Consider the following 16,159-nt stretch of genomic DNA (forward strand, 5'->3'; position numbering starts at 1 on the left):
GGGTGCAAGAAAGGATACTGTTATATGCATATCGAACCTGGCGTCGTTGATGGCGCCAAAATAATGCTTAGCTATGCCACGGCAACCGGTGCTGTTGGTGTGGCGGCAAAAATGGCCGTCGATACCGCCCGCCGCGATGGTGTGGGATCGCTTCTGGTGCGCAGCCTGATCACCACAGGGCTGGTTTTCTTCTTTTTCGAAATATTGCCCCATCACCCGGTCGGGGTGTCGGAAGTTCACCTGATTTTGGGATCAACCCTGTTTCTGATTTTCGGGGCGGCTCCGGCGGCCATTGGTCTGGCGTTGGGCCTGTTGGTGCAGGGCATGTTTTTTGCCCCGTTCGACCTGCCGCAATATGGCATTAACCTGACCACCCTTCTGGTGCCATTGTTTGCGATGGGGGTTTTGGCGCAAAAAGTTATTCCGCGCAAACGGGCCTATAAGGATGTGTCCTATTGGCACGCACTGGCCCTTTCGACGTCCTATCAGGGCGGAATTGTGTGCTGGGTGGCGTTCTGGGCTTTTTACGGGCAGGGATTTGGCATGGAAAATGTCGGCCACGTTGCCAGTTTTGGGGCCGCCTATATGACGGTTGTTCTGGTTGAGCCGCTGATTGATCTGGGTGTTTTAGCAGTTGCCAAAACGCTTTATCGTTATCGCGATAGCGGTGTGTTTGACCGGCGTTTGTATCGTTCGGCGACCTGATCACGTTCTTTGTCGGCATTGGGCGTTTCCCGCAAGGTGGGGAACGCCTTTTTTTGTTTTCGGGGGCATGAACAGGGTTGTTTCGTTATCCTGGACAATGTGTTGCGTGCCGCGTGCTTGCCAAAACGGGTAATACGGGCCATTTGTTGAGGGTGGGTTCGGGGAATTTTATTCGTTGTGCTGGCGTTTTGCGGCATTGCCCACATCGGGGACGGGTTCAACAAGGATTAAGATGTGAAAAAAACCGGTGCAAAAGAATCGTCGGCCCGCGCCGACCTTGGCGTGATTAAAACCTTTTTGCCCTATCTATGGCCCAAGGGCGAAAAGGAACTGAAAATTCGCGTTGTGGTCGCGCTTTTGTTCCTGGTCGCGGCCAAGGTCGCCAATGTGTATGTGCCAGTTTTATACAAATATGCGGTCGATGCATTGGGTGGCGGCAAGGCGGCGGCCAATGGCGATATTGCCGCCCTGGTCACGGTGCCGGTCAGCCTGATCATCGGTTATGGCTTGATCCGGGTGTTATCATCGGCATTTGGCGAAATTCGCGATGCGATTTTTGCCAAGGTCGCCCAGCGTGCCATTCGCAATGCCGCCCTTGGCGTGTTTGAGCATTTGCATGCACTCTCACTGCGGTTTCATCTGGACCGCCAGATGGGCGGGTTATCGCGCGCGATTGAACGCGGGGTGAAGGGCATTGAATTTTTGCTGTCCTTCATGCTGTTCAACATCTTGCCGACCCTTCTTGAGATCGTGATGGTGTCGGTCATTTTGTGGGTTCTTTACGATGGCTGGTTTGCGCTGATCACGCTTGTCACCATCGTGATTTATATTGCCTTTACCCTGATCGTAACCGAATGGCGGATGAAGTATCGCCGCGAAATGAACCTGCGCGACGACGAAGCCAATACCAAGGCGATTGACAGCCTGATCAATTATGAAACGGTCAAATATTTCAATAACGAAGCCCATGAATCATCGCGCTATGACAATGCCTTGCACGGATACGAGGTGGCAGCGGTTAAATCGCAGGAATCGCTATCGAAGCTGAATATCGGTCAGGGTGCAATCATTGCGGTTGGCCTGGTTTTGAACATGTTACTAGCTGCAAATGGTGTGAAAAACGGCAATATGACCGTGGGCGATTTTGTGCTGGTAAATACCTATTTGCTACAGCTTTACATGCCGCTGAACTTTCTGGGTTTTGTCTATCGCCAGATCAAACAGTCGCTGACCGATATGGAACGCATGTTCTCGCTGCTCGATGTCGGCAAGGAAGTCGAAGACAACCCAAAAGCCCGTGAACTGGTGTGCCACGAAGCCACGGTGCGGTTTGAAGATGTGCATTTCGCCTATAATGAAGACCGGCAGATTCTAAAAGGTGTCAGCTTTGAAGTACCGGCAGGTAAAACCGTTGCGGTGGTGGGCCCCAGCGGGGCGGGTAAATCGACATTAACGCGTTTGATGTTCCGTTTTTACGATGCCTCAAGCGGGCGCATCACCATTGACGGGCAGGATGTGCGCGATGTGACGCAAGGATCGTTGCGCCGTTCTATCGGCATTGTGCCGCAAGATACCGTTCTGTTTAACGATACCATTGCCTATAACATCGCCTATGGTCGCCCCGGTGCGGCGCAGGACGAGATCGACAATGTTGCCACTCTTGCCAGCATTCGCGATTTCATTAAAGGCTTGCCCGACGGATTTAAAACCATGGTTGGTGAACGCGGATTAAAACTTTCGGGCGGGGAAAAACAGCGTGTTTCCATTGCGCGGATGTTGTTAAAACGCCCGAAAATCATGATTTTTGATGAAGCCACGTCGGCGCTGGATACCCGGACGGAAAAGGATATTCAGCAAGCCTTGCGCGATGTATCGCGCGGGCATACCACGCTGATTATTGCGCACCGTTTGTCGACCGTGATTGATGCCGACGAAATTATCGTACTGCGCGATGGCAAGGTGGCCGAGCGTGGCCGCCATCATGATTTGCTGGAGCAAAACGGCCTGTATGGCGAAATGTGGGCCCAGCAACAGGAAATCCGCCAGGCCGAGGAAATTCTGGCCCATGCCGGTGCCAACGATGCGGCACCAAAGCCCAAATAGGCAAGGTTGCGAATTTAGGGTGTGAAAAGGGGCGGGGGTGCACATAGGCAGCCCCGCCCTTTTTGTCTCTGCGCGATTGATGTGGCGGGTAAGATCAAATTTCGTTGATCCAAACCGGTCGTCAGGGTTCTTGCCCGGCGGGGGCTCAAAGAAGCCCTTGTCACTTGCATCCCAAGCCACGCGGGCCATAGCAGCCACCAACAGGTGGATTTATGGGAAACTGGCCTGAAGCCTGTGGTTTTGTCGTTTAGTGTTGCGCACCCAACCGCAACTGCACCGGAGCACCAACGGCAATTTCGGCCCCTTCAATCACCCGGCAGGTAACCCCGCCGCGCCAGTTGGGGCGCAGGGCATTTTCAAGCCCGGTTGCGGCTTCTTCCATGCGGTGGCAGGGGTCGGTTTCGCCCGAAACCTCCAATATCAAATCGCCAATGGCAAAACGGGTGCCGGTTTCGCGCGGCAGGGCAAAACCCGACACCAGCAAGTTGGCGCGCCGCACCGTCCAGTCCAGATCGGCCCGGTTGATGTCGGCGCAGGCGGCGTGCCAGTCTTCTTGTGCCAGAACGGTTATTTTGCGTTTTTTCAGCTTGCCGCGATAATCGCCTTCCAGCCCCAGTTCAATTGAAACTGATGCCATATCCAGCGTTTCCATAGGGACACGCGGGGCCGCCTTGCGGGCAATGCCGCAAAGCTGGCCGGTGATCGCGTTTTTGGTGTCGGCGATGGTCATGGTGCGGATGTATCCGTTAATATGATCAGGTTTTCCACTGGCCCGAAACCACCCAGCGCCCGGCAAAGTTTTCGGGTACCTGAATGGTTTGGCGCGGCGCGCCGCTATCATCGCGTTCGGGGTAATCGGTGGTGTAATGCAGGCCCCGGCTTTCGCGGCGCCACAGGGCGGACTGGATAATCAGCTTTGCCACGACGGAAAGGTTACGCAGTTCCAGCAAATCGTTGCTAACGCGGAAATTGCCGTAATATTCGTCAATTTCAGATAGCAGCAAATCAATGCGATGCTGGGCGCGTTGCAGGCGTTTGGTCGTGCGTACAATGCCGACAAAATCCCACATCACGTTGCGCAGTTGTTCCCAGTTATGGGCGACAATCACTTCTTCGTCGGAATCGGTGACGCCGGTTTCATCCCACGGCGGCAAATCGGTAAAGCGGTCATCAACCGGCAGGGCTTCGATAATGTCGCACGATGCGGCTTCGCCAAAGACCAGACATTCCAGCAATGAATTGGATGCCAGCCGGTTGGCCCCGTGCAGGCCGGTACCGGCACATTCGCCAATGGCATAAAGGCCGGTCAAATCGGTTCTGCCGCGAAGATCGGTCAAGATGCCGCCGCAAGTATAGTGTGCAGCAGGCACCACCGGAATCGGTTCGCGCGTCATATCAATGCCAAAACCAAGGCAGGTTTCGTAAATTGTCGGGAAATGTTCGCGAATAAAATCCGCCCCTTTGTGTGTGATATCGAGATACACACAATCGCTGCCCAGACGTTTCATTTCGTGGTCAATCGCGCGGGCAACAATATCGCGCGGGGCCAGTTCGCCGCGTTCGTCAAACCGGTCCATAAAACGCGTACCATCGGGCAGCAGCAATTTGCCGCCTTCACCGCGCAGGGCCTCGGAAATCAGAAATGATTTTGCCTGGGGGTGATACAAACAGGTGGGGTGAAACTGGCTAAATTCCATGTTCATCACCCGGCATCCGGCGCGCCACGCCATGGCAATGCCATCGCCGGTCGAGCCATCGGGGTTGGATGTAAACCGGTAAACCTTGCTGGCCCCGCCAGTTGCCAAAACCACCGTGCGGGCATTAAAGCTTTTGACCCGGCCCGATTTTAAATCCAGCGCATAGGCACCGACACAACGGCGGCCTTCGCCGCCCAGCTTGCGGTCAGTCACCAGGTCAATCGCCAGATAATTTTCAAAAATATCAATATTGGGGTGGTCGATGGCCTGTTTTTGCAAGGTGGTTTGCACCGCCCGGCCTGTGGCATCGGCAGCGTGAACGATGCGGCGGTGGCTATGCCCGCCTTCGCGGGTTAAATGAAACGGCTGGTCATTGCCGCCTTCAGGGTCGCGGGTTAAATTAATGCCCAGCTCGTCCAGCCATTTAATGGCGGCTGGGGCATTACGGGCAACAAATTCCACGGTTTCGCGTTTGCACAGGCCCGCCCCGGCGTTTAGCGTATCTTCGACATGGTTTTCAATGCTGTCGGCCGCATCAAGCACGGCGGCAATGCCGCCTTGTGCATAATTGGTTGAACCTTCGTCAATTTTGCCTTTGGACAGAATGGCAACTTTGACATGCGGGGCCACTTTAAGCGCGGTGCTGAGCCCGGCCGCACCACTGCCAATGACAAGTACATCATAGTGATAAGAAAGATCGGTCATAATTTCCCATCATGTGAAGGGTTGTTCGCATTTTGCCCCCGCCAACGCGGCAGAATAGGACTGTGTGCGCGCAATCTCAAACATTATTGCAACATGCTTGACGATGGGCAGCATTGTGGAATGATCCTGTATCGCTTTGCCTGTGCCTGCTTTTTGCCCTGAATATGGCCTATGGTAACGATACCTGACATCACTCGATGGGGTTTCGCGCCCGATAAAGGATAGCAACCATGGTTGATCACGATCAGCACGACCACGCACCGGGTCATTTCGGCCCGGTCCAACATCACGGCGGCTGCCATTGCGGTGCTGTGCGCTATCAGGTGCATGGCGAAATTGAGGATGCCGTTCTGTGCCATTGTCATTTATGCGCCAAACTGCATGGCCATGTTAGTGCCTATGCCTCGGTCAACAAGGACGAATTGCAATTAACCGCCGATGAAGGTTTGCGCTGGTATCGATTGTCGGAAAAAACTGATCGCGGATTTTGCAAGGAATGCGGATCGGCCGTGTTTTGGCGGGTTGTGCGGTCCAAAAACATTGCCCTGACGCCGGGAACGCTGGATGGCCCCACAGGTATTAAAACCAAATCGCAAATCTTTTGCGCGTTTAAGGGCGATTATTACCCGCTAGATCCGTCGATCCCGGTTTTTGACCACGATGATGAACCTGACACGGCCCCTTGAACGTACCAGCAAGGCAATAAAAAACGGCGGATCATTAACGCGATCCGCCGTTGTTATGTCTGGAGACGTCAAAGGCTTTTCTGCCTTGAGCAGTTGGCCTTACTGATCGGTAATGCCGGGCACCTTCATCCAGGTCAGTTCGTGTTTGTTGTTATACAAATGCACAACCTTTGATCCCGGAATATCGGCAAACTGGGTCACGGCGGCGTGGTCGGTATCGCCCTGCATTTTGATGGTGCAGATAAAATTGGTGGCCATGCCCGCATCCATCCACTGGTTGACCAGGCGAAACAGGCGGTCCGGGTAACAAATCACATCGGAACACAACCAGTCGATATGGCCGATTTTTTCCGGTTCCAGCCCAAAGGCACTTTCCTGACGAAAATCAACCCGGGGCAAGGTGCCAATGCGCGGGTCCAGTTTGGCTTTATCCACCGAAATAACCGAGGCCCCGGTTTCGTGCAAAACCCAGGTCCAGCCACCGGGGCTACCGCCCAGATCCATCGTCATGTCGCCAGCTTGCGGCATAATGCCCAAACGGGTGAAGGCTTCCCACAATTTCAGATAGGCGCGGTTGGGCGGGGTGGTTTTATCTTCGTCAAATTCGATTTCGCCGTTTTTCCACGGGCTGGAACAGCCCGTGGCGGCAATGATGGTGTCAGGGTCAATCAGCGTCCACGACCCCAGCGGCGCGGTCGGGGCGTTGTCGCCAAAAACCTGCCGTTTGGCCGATACATGGGGCAGGTTGGCCTCGATCAGCTTGGCGCGTGAAAAATGGTCAAACTTGAACATCGCCCAGTTGCGCTGGTTAAAGCGCAAAATCTTGGCCGCCCCCTTGATCGAGGGAATGGCAATGCGAACCGGATTGCGCCACACGTTTTGCGCCCAGAATACCCGTCTTTCAGGGCCCGGCGCAAACATCAGCCGGTCATGGGTTTCGATAACGTCGCCCAGTTCCTGGCGCAATTGGTCCTCGAACCCCACAGCAGCCAGATAGCCGGTGGCATTCATGGGTTCGATCACGGCTTCAACGCCGTTAGGTGCGGAAAAAATCTCTGTCATGGGCTGCTTTTACCGTGCTTTTAGGGCCGGTAAAAGCAGCAAATATTCATAACAGCCTCAAACCTGCCATTCGCAAATTGCTGGTATCGGGGGCTGCCTTACCAGAAATCTTCGCGACGCACCGTGAAGCTTTCAGAAATGGTGGCATATTCCTGATAGCCAAGGCGGGTAAGCGGCTCGAACAGGGTGATATCAACCATGCCGTTTACAATAACCGCATCATCAATGTGAACGCCAACCACGGTGCCAATCACCATGGTGTTGGGTTTTTCCGGGTTGGGGCTGGGCAAATCCACAATCTGGAAAACTTTGCATTCCATATGGATCGGCACGCCTTTGATCAGATGCGGTTTCACGACTGATGCGGGCATTTTTTCCAGCCCGGCATGGACAAATTCGTCCTCGTTTGCGGGTAAGGGGGCCGAACACAGGTTAATTTCGCGCAACATTGATTTGGGTGTGATAGCGGCAACAAATTCGCCGGTGGCACGCGCATTGGCGGCACTGTCGCGCGAGGCACCGCTGGCGCTAAACATCACCATCGGCGGGGCACCGCAAACAGCATTGAAAAACGAATAGGGTGCCAGATTGGCATGACCATCCGCGCTCAGGGTTGAGATCCAGCCGATGGGGCGGGGCACAACACAGGCCTTGAACGGATCATGGGGAAGATTGTGCGCGGTTTTACCCGGTTCGTAAAACATCTGGGGTCCTTAATTCTGATTTTTGCCGCAATTGGCAACTAGAGAAGAAAAATTACCAAATAATTGGCCCAAATATTTTGCGATGCAATGGGACTCTGCAGGTTTCCTCAAATTTCGCGTCGCGGCCTGATTTTTCTAAAGCTGCGGAATCTGAACCAGCGAATCGGCGATGATCAGCAAAATTCCCCAGTCTTTTGACGTGTATCCGTTAAGATTGTCTAAACAACTGAAATTCCATTCAAAGTATCGCGACTCCGCAATAATTTTCGGAGTCTGTTAACTTTTTGCGCTCATGATTTCCTCAAGTTTCAAGGGGGAACCGTGAAGGCATTATGACAAAGAAGCAAACTTTACCGCTTGATCAGGTTTTGGTAGGCGACTGCATCGAACTGATGAACAGCCTGCCGGAAAAATCGGTTGATCTGATCTTTGCCGATCCGCCCTATAATTTACAGCTGGGTGGTGATCTGCTGCGTCCCAACAATACCAAGGTTGATGCAGTTGACGATCATTGGGACCAATTCGACAGTTTCCGCCATTACGACGAGTTCAGTCGGGACTGGCTGAACGCAGCACGGCGTATCCTCAAAGATACCGGCGCGATCTGGGTGATTGGTTCGTATCATAACATTTACCGTGTTGGCACGGTGATGCAGGATATCGGCTATTGGGTGCTCAACGACATTGTCTGGCGCAAAACCAACCCGATGCCCAATTTCCGGGGCAAACGGTTTTGCAATGCGCATGAAACATTGTTGTGGTGTTCCAAAAATGCCGAGCAAAAGGCCATTACGTTTAACTACGAGGCGATGAAGCAGTTAAACGAAGGCCTGCAGATGCGGTCTGACTGGTTGCTGCCGATTTGTTCGGGCGGGGAACGCCTGAAAGACGACAAGGGCAAAAAGGTTCATCCGACCCAGAAACCCGAAGCCCTGTTGCAGCGCGTGTTAATGGCAACCACCCGCCAGGGTGATGTTGTCCTGGACCCGTTTTTTGGCACCGGCACCACCGGGGCCGCGGCGCGCCGCCTTGGCCGCCATTTTATCGGCCTGGAACGCGAAGAAGATTATGCCAAGGCCGCCCGCGAACGCATTGCCAAGGTTCAGATGCTGGATGGCGATAGCCTGGAACTGACCGAGTCAAAGCGGTCTTTGCCGCGTATTCCGTTTGGGGCGGTGATCGAACGGGGTCTTTTGGCGCCGGGCGAAAAAATTTATGATAACCGTGGCAATGTGGCGGCCCTGGTCCGTGCCGACGGGTCGATTGCGCATAAAGATGCGGCGGGTTCAATCCATCAGGTTGGTGCCCAGGTGCAGGGCGCACCGGCTTGTAATGGCTGGACTTACTGGCATTACAAGTGTGACGGGCGGCTGGTTTCGATCGATAATTTACGCAGCCAGTTGCGCAAGGAACTGGGGCAGGTATCGGCCTGATTCCGCCTTGTCCGGGGCCGAATACCGGCTCTGATGACCGAAATGCCAAGACCGAAACGCAGCATTGCGCGTTTCGGTCTTTCTGTTTTGGGTCTGTTTCTGCTATATATCAGGGGTTGATGAATTTAGCGGATCGGAGAATGTCATGCAGATTGGTGGTTATGGTGCGGCGTCTGTGCCCAATCCCATGCAAATACAGCAGGCTGTTGCCCCGATTGCAGAAACAGGTGGCAATGATTTGCAAGCACCGCCCGGACAGCGGGTTGAACAGGCCGCACAGGCCGAAGAAGCGCTGTCAAAACCGCTTGAAAGTACCGGGCGCGGCCAGATTGTTGATATCACCGCCTGATCTTTTGATCGTCAATGCTTGAGACCAGGGCCCGCGCCAGTTTGCGGGCCTTTTTGTTTTGGGCTGTTGCCCCCGGTATTACAGATGTTTTAACGCGTGCCGGACGACTTTTTTCATCACTGTAGGCAGGGCAAAATCGGCCAGCCCGTCGATACTGGTCCAGACCCCATCGGGTTCAGCCGCTGTGTTGGCGTTAAATCGCGTTACCAGAACGGTGATATCAAGGTGAAAATGGGTAAATGTATGCCCCACGGTGCCGCCAAGTTCGCGCCAGTCGGCTTTCAGCGGGGCTTCGTCGCGCATGATGGCGTCGGGGGCCTTGATGGCGCGCCATACGCTGCCCGGTACTTCATAAAGCCCGCCTAACAACCCGGTTTCGGGACGGCGGCGGATTAAAATTTTACCGTCATCACGCTGAACCCAAAAGGCATAGCCAACCCGCGTTGGTTTGGCCGGTTTTTTGCGTTTTTTGGGAAGATCCGGGGCAATGCCGGTTTTGCGCCCTTCGCAAAATGCCTGCCACGGGCAAATGGCACAGGCGGGGTTGCGCGGGGTGCAAATGGTCGCGCCCAGGTCCATCAGGGCCTGGGCATAGTCGCCGGGGCGGTCTGGTGGTGTCAGGGTGGCGGTTTTTTCTTTTATTTCCGGTTTCACATCGGGAAGCGGGGTTTCAAGTGCAAATAGCCGTGAAATAACCCGTTCAATATTGCCATCCACCGGGCTGGACGGGCGATTAAAGGCAATGGCCGATACGGCAGCGGCGGTATAGGGGCCAATACCGGGCAGCTTTAACAAACCGTCTTCGGTATCGGGGAAGCGGCCATCATAATCGGTGGCAACCACCTTGGCGCATTTGTGCAAATTACGCGCCCGTGCGTAATATCCCAGCCCCTGCCAGGCATGTAAAACATCATCGAGTTCGGCATTGGCCAAATCAATAACCGTGGGCCAGCGTGCCAGAAAGGCGGCAAAATAAGGCCCCACAGTGATTACAGTGGTTTGCTGAAGCATGATTTCGGACAGCCAGACATGATAGGGATTGGGCAAATCCCCCGGTTCCGACCGCCAGGGCAGGGTGCGATGATGGCGATCATACCAGTCAAGCATGGTGCGACGCAGGGTTTTGATGTCTTGATCAGTGAAATGCACGGCGTTTCCGTGATATGTTATGCATGATGGCGGCGCGGCGATAAATGTGTTGCGAACCTACGGAATAAACAGCCCTGAGCAAGCGAAAAGATAACAGCCCTGAGCAAGCGAAAAGATAACAGCCCTGAGCCGGTGAAAAGATAACAGCCCTGAGCCGGTGAAAAGATATAAGTCTGAGCAGGCGACGAGATAGACGTGCGAGCAAGCGGCAAAGCCCTGAGCAAGAGATACAGCCCTGAGCAAGAGATAAACATATTGCCATGACCAATAGAAAAGATACCGGTGATACGTTTCGCAGCACTGGCATAGATCAGGGCGGCAACCGTGTCGGGGCGAAAAACGCGGTTAAGAAACGCCAGAAAATTACCCCGATGGGCAATACCGAGCGCCGTGCCGGGTTGCGTAACCTGGCCCCCCTTGTGTCCAACCTGACCCGACCTTTGGTGCGCAAGCGCGGCTTTTTTCAAGCCGAAATTTTATTGCACTGGGGCGAAATTGTGGGCCCGGCGCTGGAAGATTGCACGGCCCCCATCCGTTACAGCCAGCCGCGTGGAGAAAATGCCGGGGGCGGCACCCTGGTGGTGCGGGTGTCGGGGCCAATGGCGCTGGAACTGCAACATCGCATGCCGCAAATCATTGATCGGGTGAATACCTATTTCGGCTATCGCGCGGTGGAGCGCATCAAGATGATGCAGGGCGATATTTCGCGGCCAGAGCGCCGGGTGCGTGCCCCGGTGAATGTGCCCGAAGGCCCGATCAGACAGGGTAGCGAAAAAGTGATCAACGAAATCGAAGACCCGGCCCTGCGTGAAGTGCTATTGCGGTTGGGTCGTCACGTTAGTGGTGCCGGGAAAAAGTGATCAGAACCACGATGTTGCGTGTTTAGGGTTGAATTTATCCGGCGATGATGTGTGTGTGATATGCATCCGGTGTCTGCTTTTGTCGAATCATTCCCCGACAAAGGATCAACACGGATTTGCCCCAATTGCGGGTGACGTTTGCGACTCGTTGGTTCAGCGGCAGTTTTTGTCGTTGTGTTGACTTGGCCCGCGCAACCGGCTTGTAATCGCAAAAGTTTGTTTTACGGAGGTTTCCTTGCTTAAGCCGTTTAAATACCTTGTTGCTGTGGTTGGTGTTTCGCTGGCAGCACTGACTGCCCAGGGGGCGCAAGCCACCGAATACAAAGAACATGTAATGGGTGCAGAAGATGCGCCGGTGACGATTGTTGAATATGCATCCTTCACCTGCCCGCACTGTGCACGGTTTGCCAATGATGTATTTCCCGGGATCAAAAAAGACCTGATCGATACCGGCAAGGTTAAATGGATTTATCGCGATTACCCGCTAGACGGGGTTGCTGTGCGGGCATCGGCCGTGGCGCAATGTTCGGGCGATGACCGTTATTTTGGCGTGCTGGAATTGCTGTTTAAATCGCAGTTGACCTGGGCGCGCAGCCAGGACCCGATCGAAGGCATCAAGCAGGTTGCCCGTTTTGCCGGTATGGATGGCGATGCGGTTGATAAATGCCTGGCCGACGAAGAGCTGATCAACGGTATTGTCGGTTCGCGCCTTGAAGCCGAACAGAAATACAATGTCAACGCAACGCCGACCTTCCTGATCGATGGCAAAACCTATTCCGGTGAAAAGGATGTTAAATTCTTTGCCGACAAGGTTGATGACCTGACCAACTAAACGATTGAAACATGGTTTACCGGCGCGTTATGGGATGCGCCGGTAAAACACACGGGCCACTATCGGCCAGGGGAACTGATTGGTCCAATTCAAGTCGCTGCGACTGACGGGATTTAAATCCTTCGTCGATTCAACCGAATTACTGGTCGAAGACGGGCTGACAGGTGTTGTCGGCCCAAATGGTTGTGGCAAATCCAATCTGGTTGAAGCCCTGCGCTGGGTAATGGGCGAAACATCGGCCAAGCAAATGCGCGGTGCCGATATGTCCGACGTTATTTTTGGCGGCACATCAACCCGCCCGGCACGCAATGTGGCCGAGGTGGCCGTGGTGCTTGATAACGCCGAGCGCCGTGCGCCTGCGATGTTTAATGACCATGAAGAACTTGAAGTCGTGCGCCGCATCGAACGTGGCGGCGGGTCGAATTACAAGGTCAATGGCAAGGATGTGCGCGCCCGCGATGTGCAATTGCTGTTTGCCGATGCCGCAACCGGTGCCCGGTCCACCGCCATGGTGTCGCAAGGCAAAATCGGGGCGTTGATCGGGGCCAAACCATCGCAGCGCCGTTTGGTGTTAGAAGAAGCCGCCGGGATTACCGGCCTGCATTCGCGCCGCCACGAGGCAGAGCTGCGCCTGAAAAGTGCCGATCAGAACCTTGACCGTCTGGAAGATGTTCTGGTCACCCTTGATAGCCAGATTTCATCGCTGCAAAAACAGGCCCGGCAGGCACAACGCTATCGCAAGTTAAGCGAAAGCATTCGCCAGACCGAAGCCTTGCTGTTTCATATTCGCTGGCGCGAAGCGGCCAAGCGCCAGCACGATGCTCGCGAATTGCTGGTGGCAGGTGAAACAGCGGTGCGCGATTTAACCGCCGAAGTCACCCGGGCGACCACGCAACAAGTCCATATTGCCGCCAGCCTGCCCGATTTGCGCAAACAGGAAGCCGAGGCCAGTGCAGCCTTGCAGCGCCTGATGATCGAGCGCGAGGGGCTGGATAAAGACAAGCAGCAACTTGAAACGCAAATGGCGCAATTGCGCGCCCGTATTCAGCAAATTGATGCCGATTTATCGCGCGAGGCAGAATTGGCCAATGACGCCCAGGGGGCGTTGGACAAGCTGAAATTTGAACGTCAGGACCTGAGCCAGGCCCAGGGCGGCGAGGATGACGAGCTTGACGATGCCCGCGAGCGCGCCACCGAAAAGGCGCTACGGGTTGAAGAACTTGAAGCCACAGTAGACGAGCTGACCACCCGGGCCGCCGCCGAAGATGCGCGGTTAAAATCGGTGCAACAGCGTCTGTCGGAACTGGGGGCGCGGCGTATTCGCCTGACCGATCGTTATGACGAGGCGGTGGCGAAACTGGACGATATTCGGGTTGAGGCCGATTTCAGCGACGCGCTGGAAGATGCTGAAATGGCACTGGAAGAATGCGAAGAAGCGGTCGAACAGCGCAAGCTGGCAATTGAAGATGCCGAAATGCGCCTGGCCGAAATGCATGACCGCGAAGATGCCGCCAAAATTGCCGAAACCGAAGCCCGCGATGCCCAGCGCGATGTCGAAGCGCGTAAAACCCGGCTGATTGCCGAAATTGACGGCTTGGAAAGTCTGGTTAAAACCAGCGGCGATGATGAATATACCCCCATGATCGAACAGATCACGGTGCAGGGCGGGCTGGAACTGGCAATGGCCGCCGCCCTTGGCGAAGACCTTGATGCGCCCGATGCCCCCCAATCTCCCACCCATTGGGCCGGGGTTGACCCGTCGGCCGATGATCCTGTTTTGCCCGATAATGTTCAGGCGCTGGCGAAGTTTGTTCAGGCCCCGGCATTGTTGAACCGGCGTTTATGGCAGATTGGCGTGGTGGAGGACGACTCCACTGGTAACTGGCTGTGCAAGGATTTGAAAACCGGGCAACGGCTGGTGTCACGTGAAGGGGCATTGTGGCGCTGGGACGGGTATCGGGTTTTGGCCGGGGCGGAACTGCCAGCAGCCGCCCGTCTGCATCAACGTAACCGGCTGGTGGAATTGCGGGCCGAACGTGACGAAATGGATGACGTGGTCGAGGAAAGCATTGAACGCGCGGAAACTGCGCGTGAAAATGTCGAACGCCTGAATGACCAGATTGCCGAGGCCCGCACCGCCGAACAGGAAGCGCACCGGGCCGCGCGTGAAGCTGATAGCCAGCTTTCACGCGCACGTGAAGAAATTGCCAATATCAAACGCGATGCCAGTGCCATTGAAGGGCGGCTGCAAACCGCCGAAGAAGCAGTTAATCGCACCCGGCAGGACCTTGACGAGTTGATGGCCGAGCAAGAACAGCTTGCCGCGACCCCGCAGGAAAGCAGCGAAGGCCTGATCGAAATTAAAGCCGCCCTTAACGAAAAGCGCGCCGATCTTTCCGATGCGCGCGCCGACCAGATGGAGGCGCGCAGCCAGCTTGAGCGGATGCAGCGCGATATGTCGGGGCGGCGCAAGCGGCTGGAATTCGTGGAAAACGAAATTGCGACCTGGAACGAACGTGCAGCGGGGGCGGGCGACCGTGTTGCCCAACTGCGCGAGCGCCAGGAAGAAGCGCAAATGGAGCTGGAAGAACTCGAACTGCGCCCCGACGAGATCGAGGAACGCCGTGCGATTTTGACCGACCGGATTGCCTTTGCCGAACAAACCCGCAAAGACAGTGCCGATGCCCTGGTGAATGCCGAAACCGCCCAGCGCGAGGCTGATCAGGTGTTAAAAGATGCCGAACAAAAGCTGGCCGACGCCCGCGAAGGCCGGGTGCGGTGCGAGGCGCTACTGGAACAGGCCGAACAGCACCGCCGCGATTTGATCGAACGTATTCGCGAACGGGTGAATGCCACGCCTGATCAGTTGGCTGAACTTGCCATGCTGGATCAGAACGAAGAATTACCGGCCGAAAACGACATTGAAGCCCGGCTGGGCCGCCAGTCGCGCGAGCGTGAAAACCTGGGCGCGGTTAATTTGCGCGCCGAGGTCGAACTGGCCGAGATGGAAGAACAGAAAAATACCCTTGTGACCGAACGCGACGATTTGCTGGCCGCCATCGACAAGTTGCGCAATGGCATTAACCAGCTTAACCGCGAAGCCCGTCAACGCCTTAACAAGGCGTTTGAGGAGGTCGACAAGCACTTCCAGCAACTGTTTGTGCGGTTGTTTGGCGGGGGGCATGCACATTTAATGCTGACCGATGCCGATGACCCGTTAAATGCCGGGCTTGAAATTATGGCATCGCCGCCGGGCAAAAAATTGCAGCATCTTTCATTGTTGTCGGGCGGCGAACAGGCCTTAACCGCGATGGCGCTGTTATTTGCCGTGTTTATGACCAACCCGGCCCCGATTTGTGTGCTGGACGAAGTTGACGCCCCGCTTGATGACGCCAATGTTGACCGTTTTTGCCGGTTGCTTGAGGCCATTGGCCGTCATGCCAATACCCGGTTTATGGTGATTACCCACCATCGTATGACGATGGCCCGGATGAATCGTTTGTTTGGTGTTACCATGGCAGAACGTGGTGTATCTTCGCTGGTATCGGTGGATTTGCGTCAGGCGGAAGTTTATTCGCAAAAAGAACAGCATGAGCTGAATTTAACCAGCTGATGCGAATACGTGCCGAAATGCGCCATTTTATGTCCGGGAACCCAGGGAAACCGCCGGTTGTACGGGGCCTTGGGGTGTTTCCTTGAATGGGTGTAAGCGGAGTGATCCCGAACACACCTGAGAGGCATTTAAGGTGATTTTTCGCTAAAAATTGTTATTTTTCAATTTGTTAAGTGGGGTTTTCCATGCAGCGAACATCGGGGTTTTACGGCTTGACAGCCTATGGGGGGCTAAGTATGTTGCCCGCGCCTTTCCTTGTGT

General features: G+C 55.0%; 13 protein-coding genes. 8 read left to right on the top strand and 5 right to left on the bottom strand.

What is annotated here, in order from left to right:
• Positions 1-24 precede the first annotated feature (24 nt).
• Together TMES_RS05210 and TMES_RS05215 are read left to right on the top strand one after the other, a co-directional pair.
• Positions 25-705, top strand: a complete 681-nt coding sequence (locus TMES_RS05210) for an energy-coupling factor ABC transporter permease (protein ID WP_085580217.1) — start codon at positions 25-27, stop codon at positions 703-705.
• 234 nt (positions 706-939) lie between these two features.
• Complete coding sequence (locus TMES_RS05215; RefSeq protein WP_085580219.1) at positions 940-2,808, top strand: ABCB family ABC transporter ATP-binding protein/permease; 1,869 nt, start codon at positions 940-942, stop codon at positions 2,806-2,808.
• A gap of 247 nt (positions 2,809-3,055) precedes the next feature.
• On the opposite strand, the gene TMES_RS05220 is transcribed toward TMES_RS05215, so the two are convergent.
• Together TMES_RS05220 and nadB are read right to left on the bottom strand one after the other, a co-directional pair.
• Complete coding sequence (locus TMES_RS05220) at positions 3,056-3,538, bottom strand: MOSC domain-containing protein (RefSeq protein WP_245835218.1); 483 nt, start codon at positions 3,536-3,538, stop codon at positions 3,056-3,058.
• 25 nt (positions 3,539-3,563) lie between these two features.
• Positions 3,564-5,210: an L-aspartate oxidase gene (gene nadB, locus TMES_RS05225; protein ID WP_211275874.1), complete on the bottom strand. Its 1,647-nt coding sequence runs from the start codon at positions 5,208-5,210 to the stop codon at positions 3,564-3,566.
• Positions 5,211-5,440: 230 nt separating this feature from the next.
• Here nadB and TMES_RS05230 point away from each other — a divergent pair, with 230 nt between their 5' ends.
• Positions 5,441-5,896, top strand: coding sequence for a GFA family protein (locus TMES_RS05230; protein ID WP_085580223.1), 456 nt, complete (start codon positions 5,441-5,443; stop codon positions 5,894-5,896).
• Positions 5,897-5,995: 99 nt separating this feature from the next.
• On the opposite strand, the gene TMES_RS05235 is transcribed toward TMES_RS05230, so the two are convergent.
• Positions 5,996-6,958: an SAM-dependent methyltransferase gene (locus TMES_RS05235; protein ID WP_085580225.1), complete on the bottom strand. Its 963-nt coding sequence runs from the start codon at positions 6,956-6,958 to the stop codon at positions 5,996-5,998.
• A gap of 98 nt (positions 6,959-7,056) precedes the next feature.
• Positions 7,057-7,662 (bottom strand): flavin reductase family protein, encoded by a 606-nt coding sequence (locus tag TMES_RS05240; protein ID WP_085580227.1) that lies wholly within the window; start codon positions 7,660-7,662, stop codon positions 7,057-7,059.
• A gap of 332 nt (positions 7,663-7,994) precedes the next feature.
• Between TMES_RS05240 and TMES_RS05245 the strand changes: the two genes are divergently transcribed.
• The gene (locus TMES_RS05245; RefSeq protein WP_143589545.1) at positions 7,995-9,095 is read left to right on the top strand and encodes a site-specific DNA-methyltransferase; all 1,101 of its coding nucleotides are present in this window, start codon (positions 7,995-7,997) and stop codon (positions 9,093-9,095) included.
• 145 nt (positions 9,096-9,240) lie between these two features.
• Positions 9,241-9,444, top strand: a complete 204-nt coding sequence (locus TMES_RS05250) for a hypothetical protein (protein WP_085580231.1) — start codon at positions 9,241-9,243, stop codon at positions 9,442-9,444.
• Between the two features lie 78 nt (positions 9,445-9,522).
• Here TMES_RS05250 and mutY read toward each other — a convergent pair whose 3' ends face one another.
• Positions 9,523-10,593, bottom strand: a complete 1,071-nt coding sequence (mutY, locus tag TMES_RS05255; protein ID WP_143589546.1) for an A/G-specific adenine glycosylase — start codon at positions 10,591-10,593, stop codon at positions 9,523-9,525.
• Between the two features lie 260 nt (positions 10,594-10,853).
• Here mutY and TMES_RS05260 point away from each other — a divergent pair, with 260 nt between their 5' ends.
• From TMES_RS05260 to smc, 3 genes are all read left to right on the top strand, one after another.
• Positions 10,854-11,453 carry a DUF721 domain-containing protein gene (locus tag TMES_RS05260; RefSeq protein WP_085580233.1) on the top strand — a complete coding sequence of 200 codons (600 nt, stop codon included), beginning with the start codon at positions 10,854-10,856 and terminating at the stop codon, positions 11,451-11,453.
• Between the two features lie 235 nt (positions 11,454-11,688).
• The gene (locus TMES_RS05265; RefSeq protein ID WP_245835219.1) at positions 11,689-12,285 is read left to right on the top strand and encodes a DsbA family protein; all 597 of its coding nucleotides are present in this window, start codon (positions 11,689-11,691) and stop codon (positions 12,283-12,285) included.
• Between the two features lie 79 nt (positions 12,286-12,364).
• The gene (gene smc, locus TMES_RS05270; protein ID WP_085580235.1) at positions 12,365-15,898 is read left to right on the top strand and encodes a chromosome segregation protein SMC; all 3,534 of its coding nucleotides are present in this window, start codon (positions 12,365-12,367) and stop codon (positions 15,896-15,898) included.
• The last annotated feature ends 261 nt before the right edge of the window (positions 15,899-16,159 follow it).

Origin of the sequence: Thalassospira mesophila (assembly GCF_002115755.1) — a bacterium.
GTDB classification, from domain to species: domain Bacteria; phylum Pseudomonadota; class Alphaproteobacteria; order Rhodospirillales; family Thalassospiraceae; genus Thalassospira; species Thalassospira mesophila.

Coding starts and splice junctions, on each gene's coding strand:
- TMES_RS05245 (WP_143589545.1), top strand. CDS start 7,995: ATGACAAAGAAGCAAACTTTACCGCTTGATCAGGTTTTGGTAGGCGAC.
- TMES_RS05230 (WP_085580223.1), top strand. CDS start 5,441: ATGGTTGATCACGATCAGCACGACCACGCACCGGGTCATTTCGGCCCG.
- nadB (WP_211275874.1), bottom strand. CDS start 5,210: ATGACCGATCTTTCTTATCACTATGATGTACTTGTCATTGGCAGTGGT.
- TMES_RS05210 (WP_085580217.1), top strand. CDS start 25: ATGCATATCGAACCTGGCGTCGTTGATGGCGCCAAAATAATGCTTAGC.
- TMES_RS05240 (WP_085580227.1), bottom strand. CDS start 7,662: ATGTTTTACGAACCGGGTAAAACCGCGCACAATCTTCCCCATGATCCG.
- TMES_RS05220 (WP_245835218.1), bottom strand. CDS start 3,538: ATGACCATCGCCGACACCAAAAACGCGATCACCGGCCAGCTTTGCGGC.
- TMES_RS05250 (WP_085580231.1), top strand. CDS start 9,241: ATGCAGATTGGTGGTTATGGTGCGGCGTCTGTGCCCAATCCCATGCAA.
- TMES_RS05235 (WP_085580225.1), bottom strand. CDS start 6,958: ATGACAGAGATTTTTTCCGCACCTAACGGCGTTGAAGCCGTGATCGAA.
- TMES_RS05260 (WP_085580233.1), top strand. CDS start 10,854: ATGACCAATAGAAAAGATACCGGTGATACGTTTCGCAGCACTGGCATA.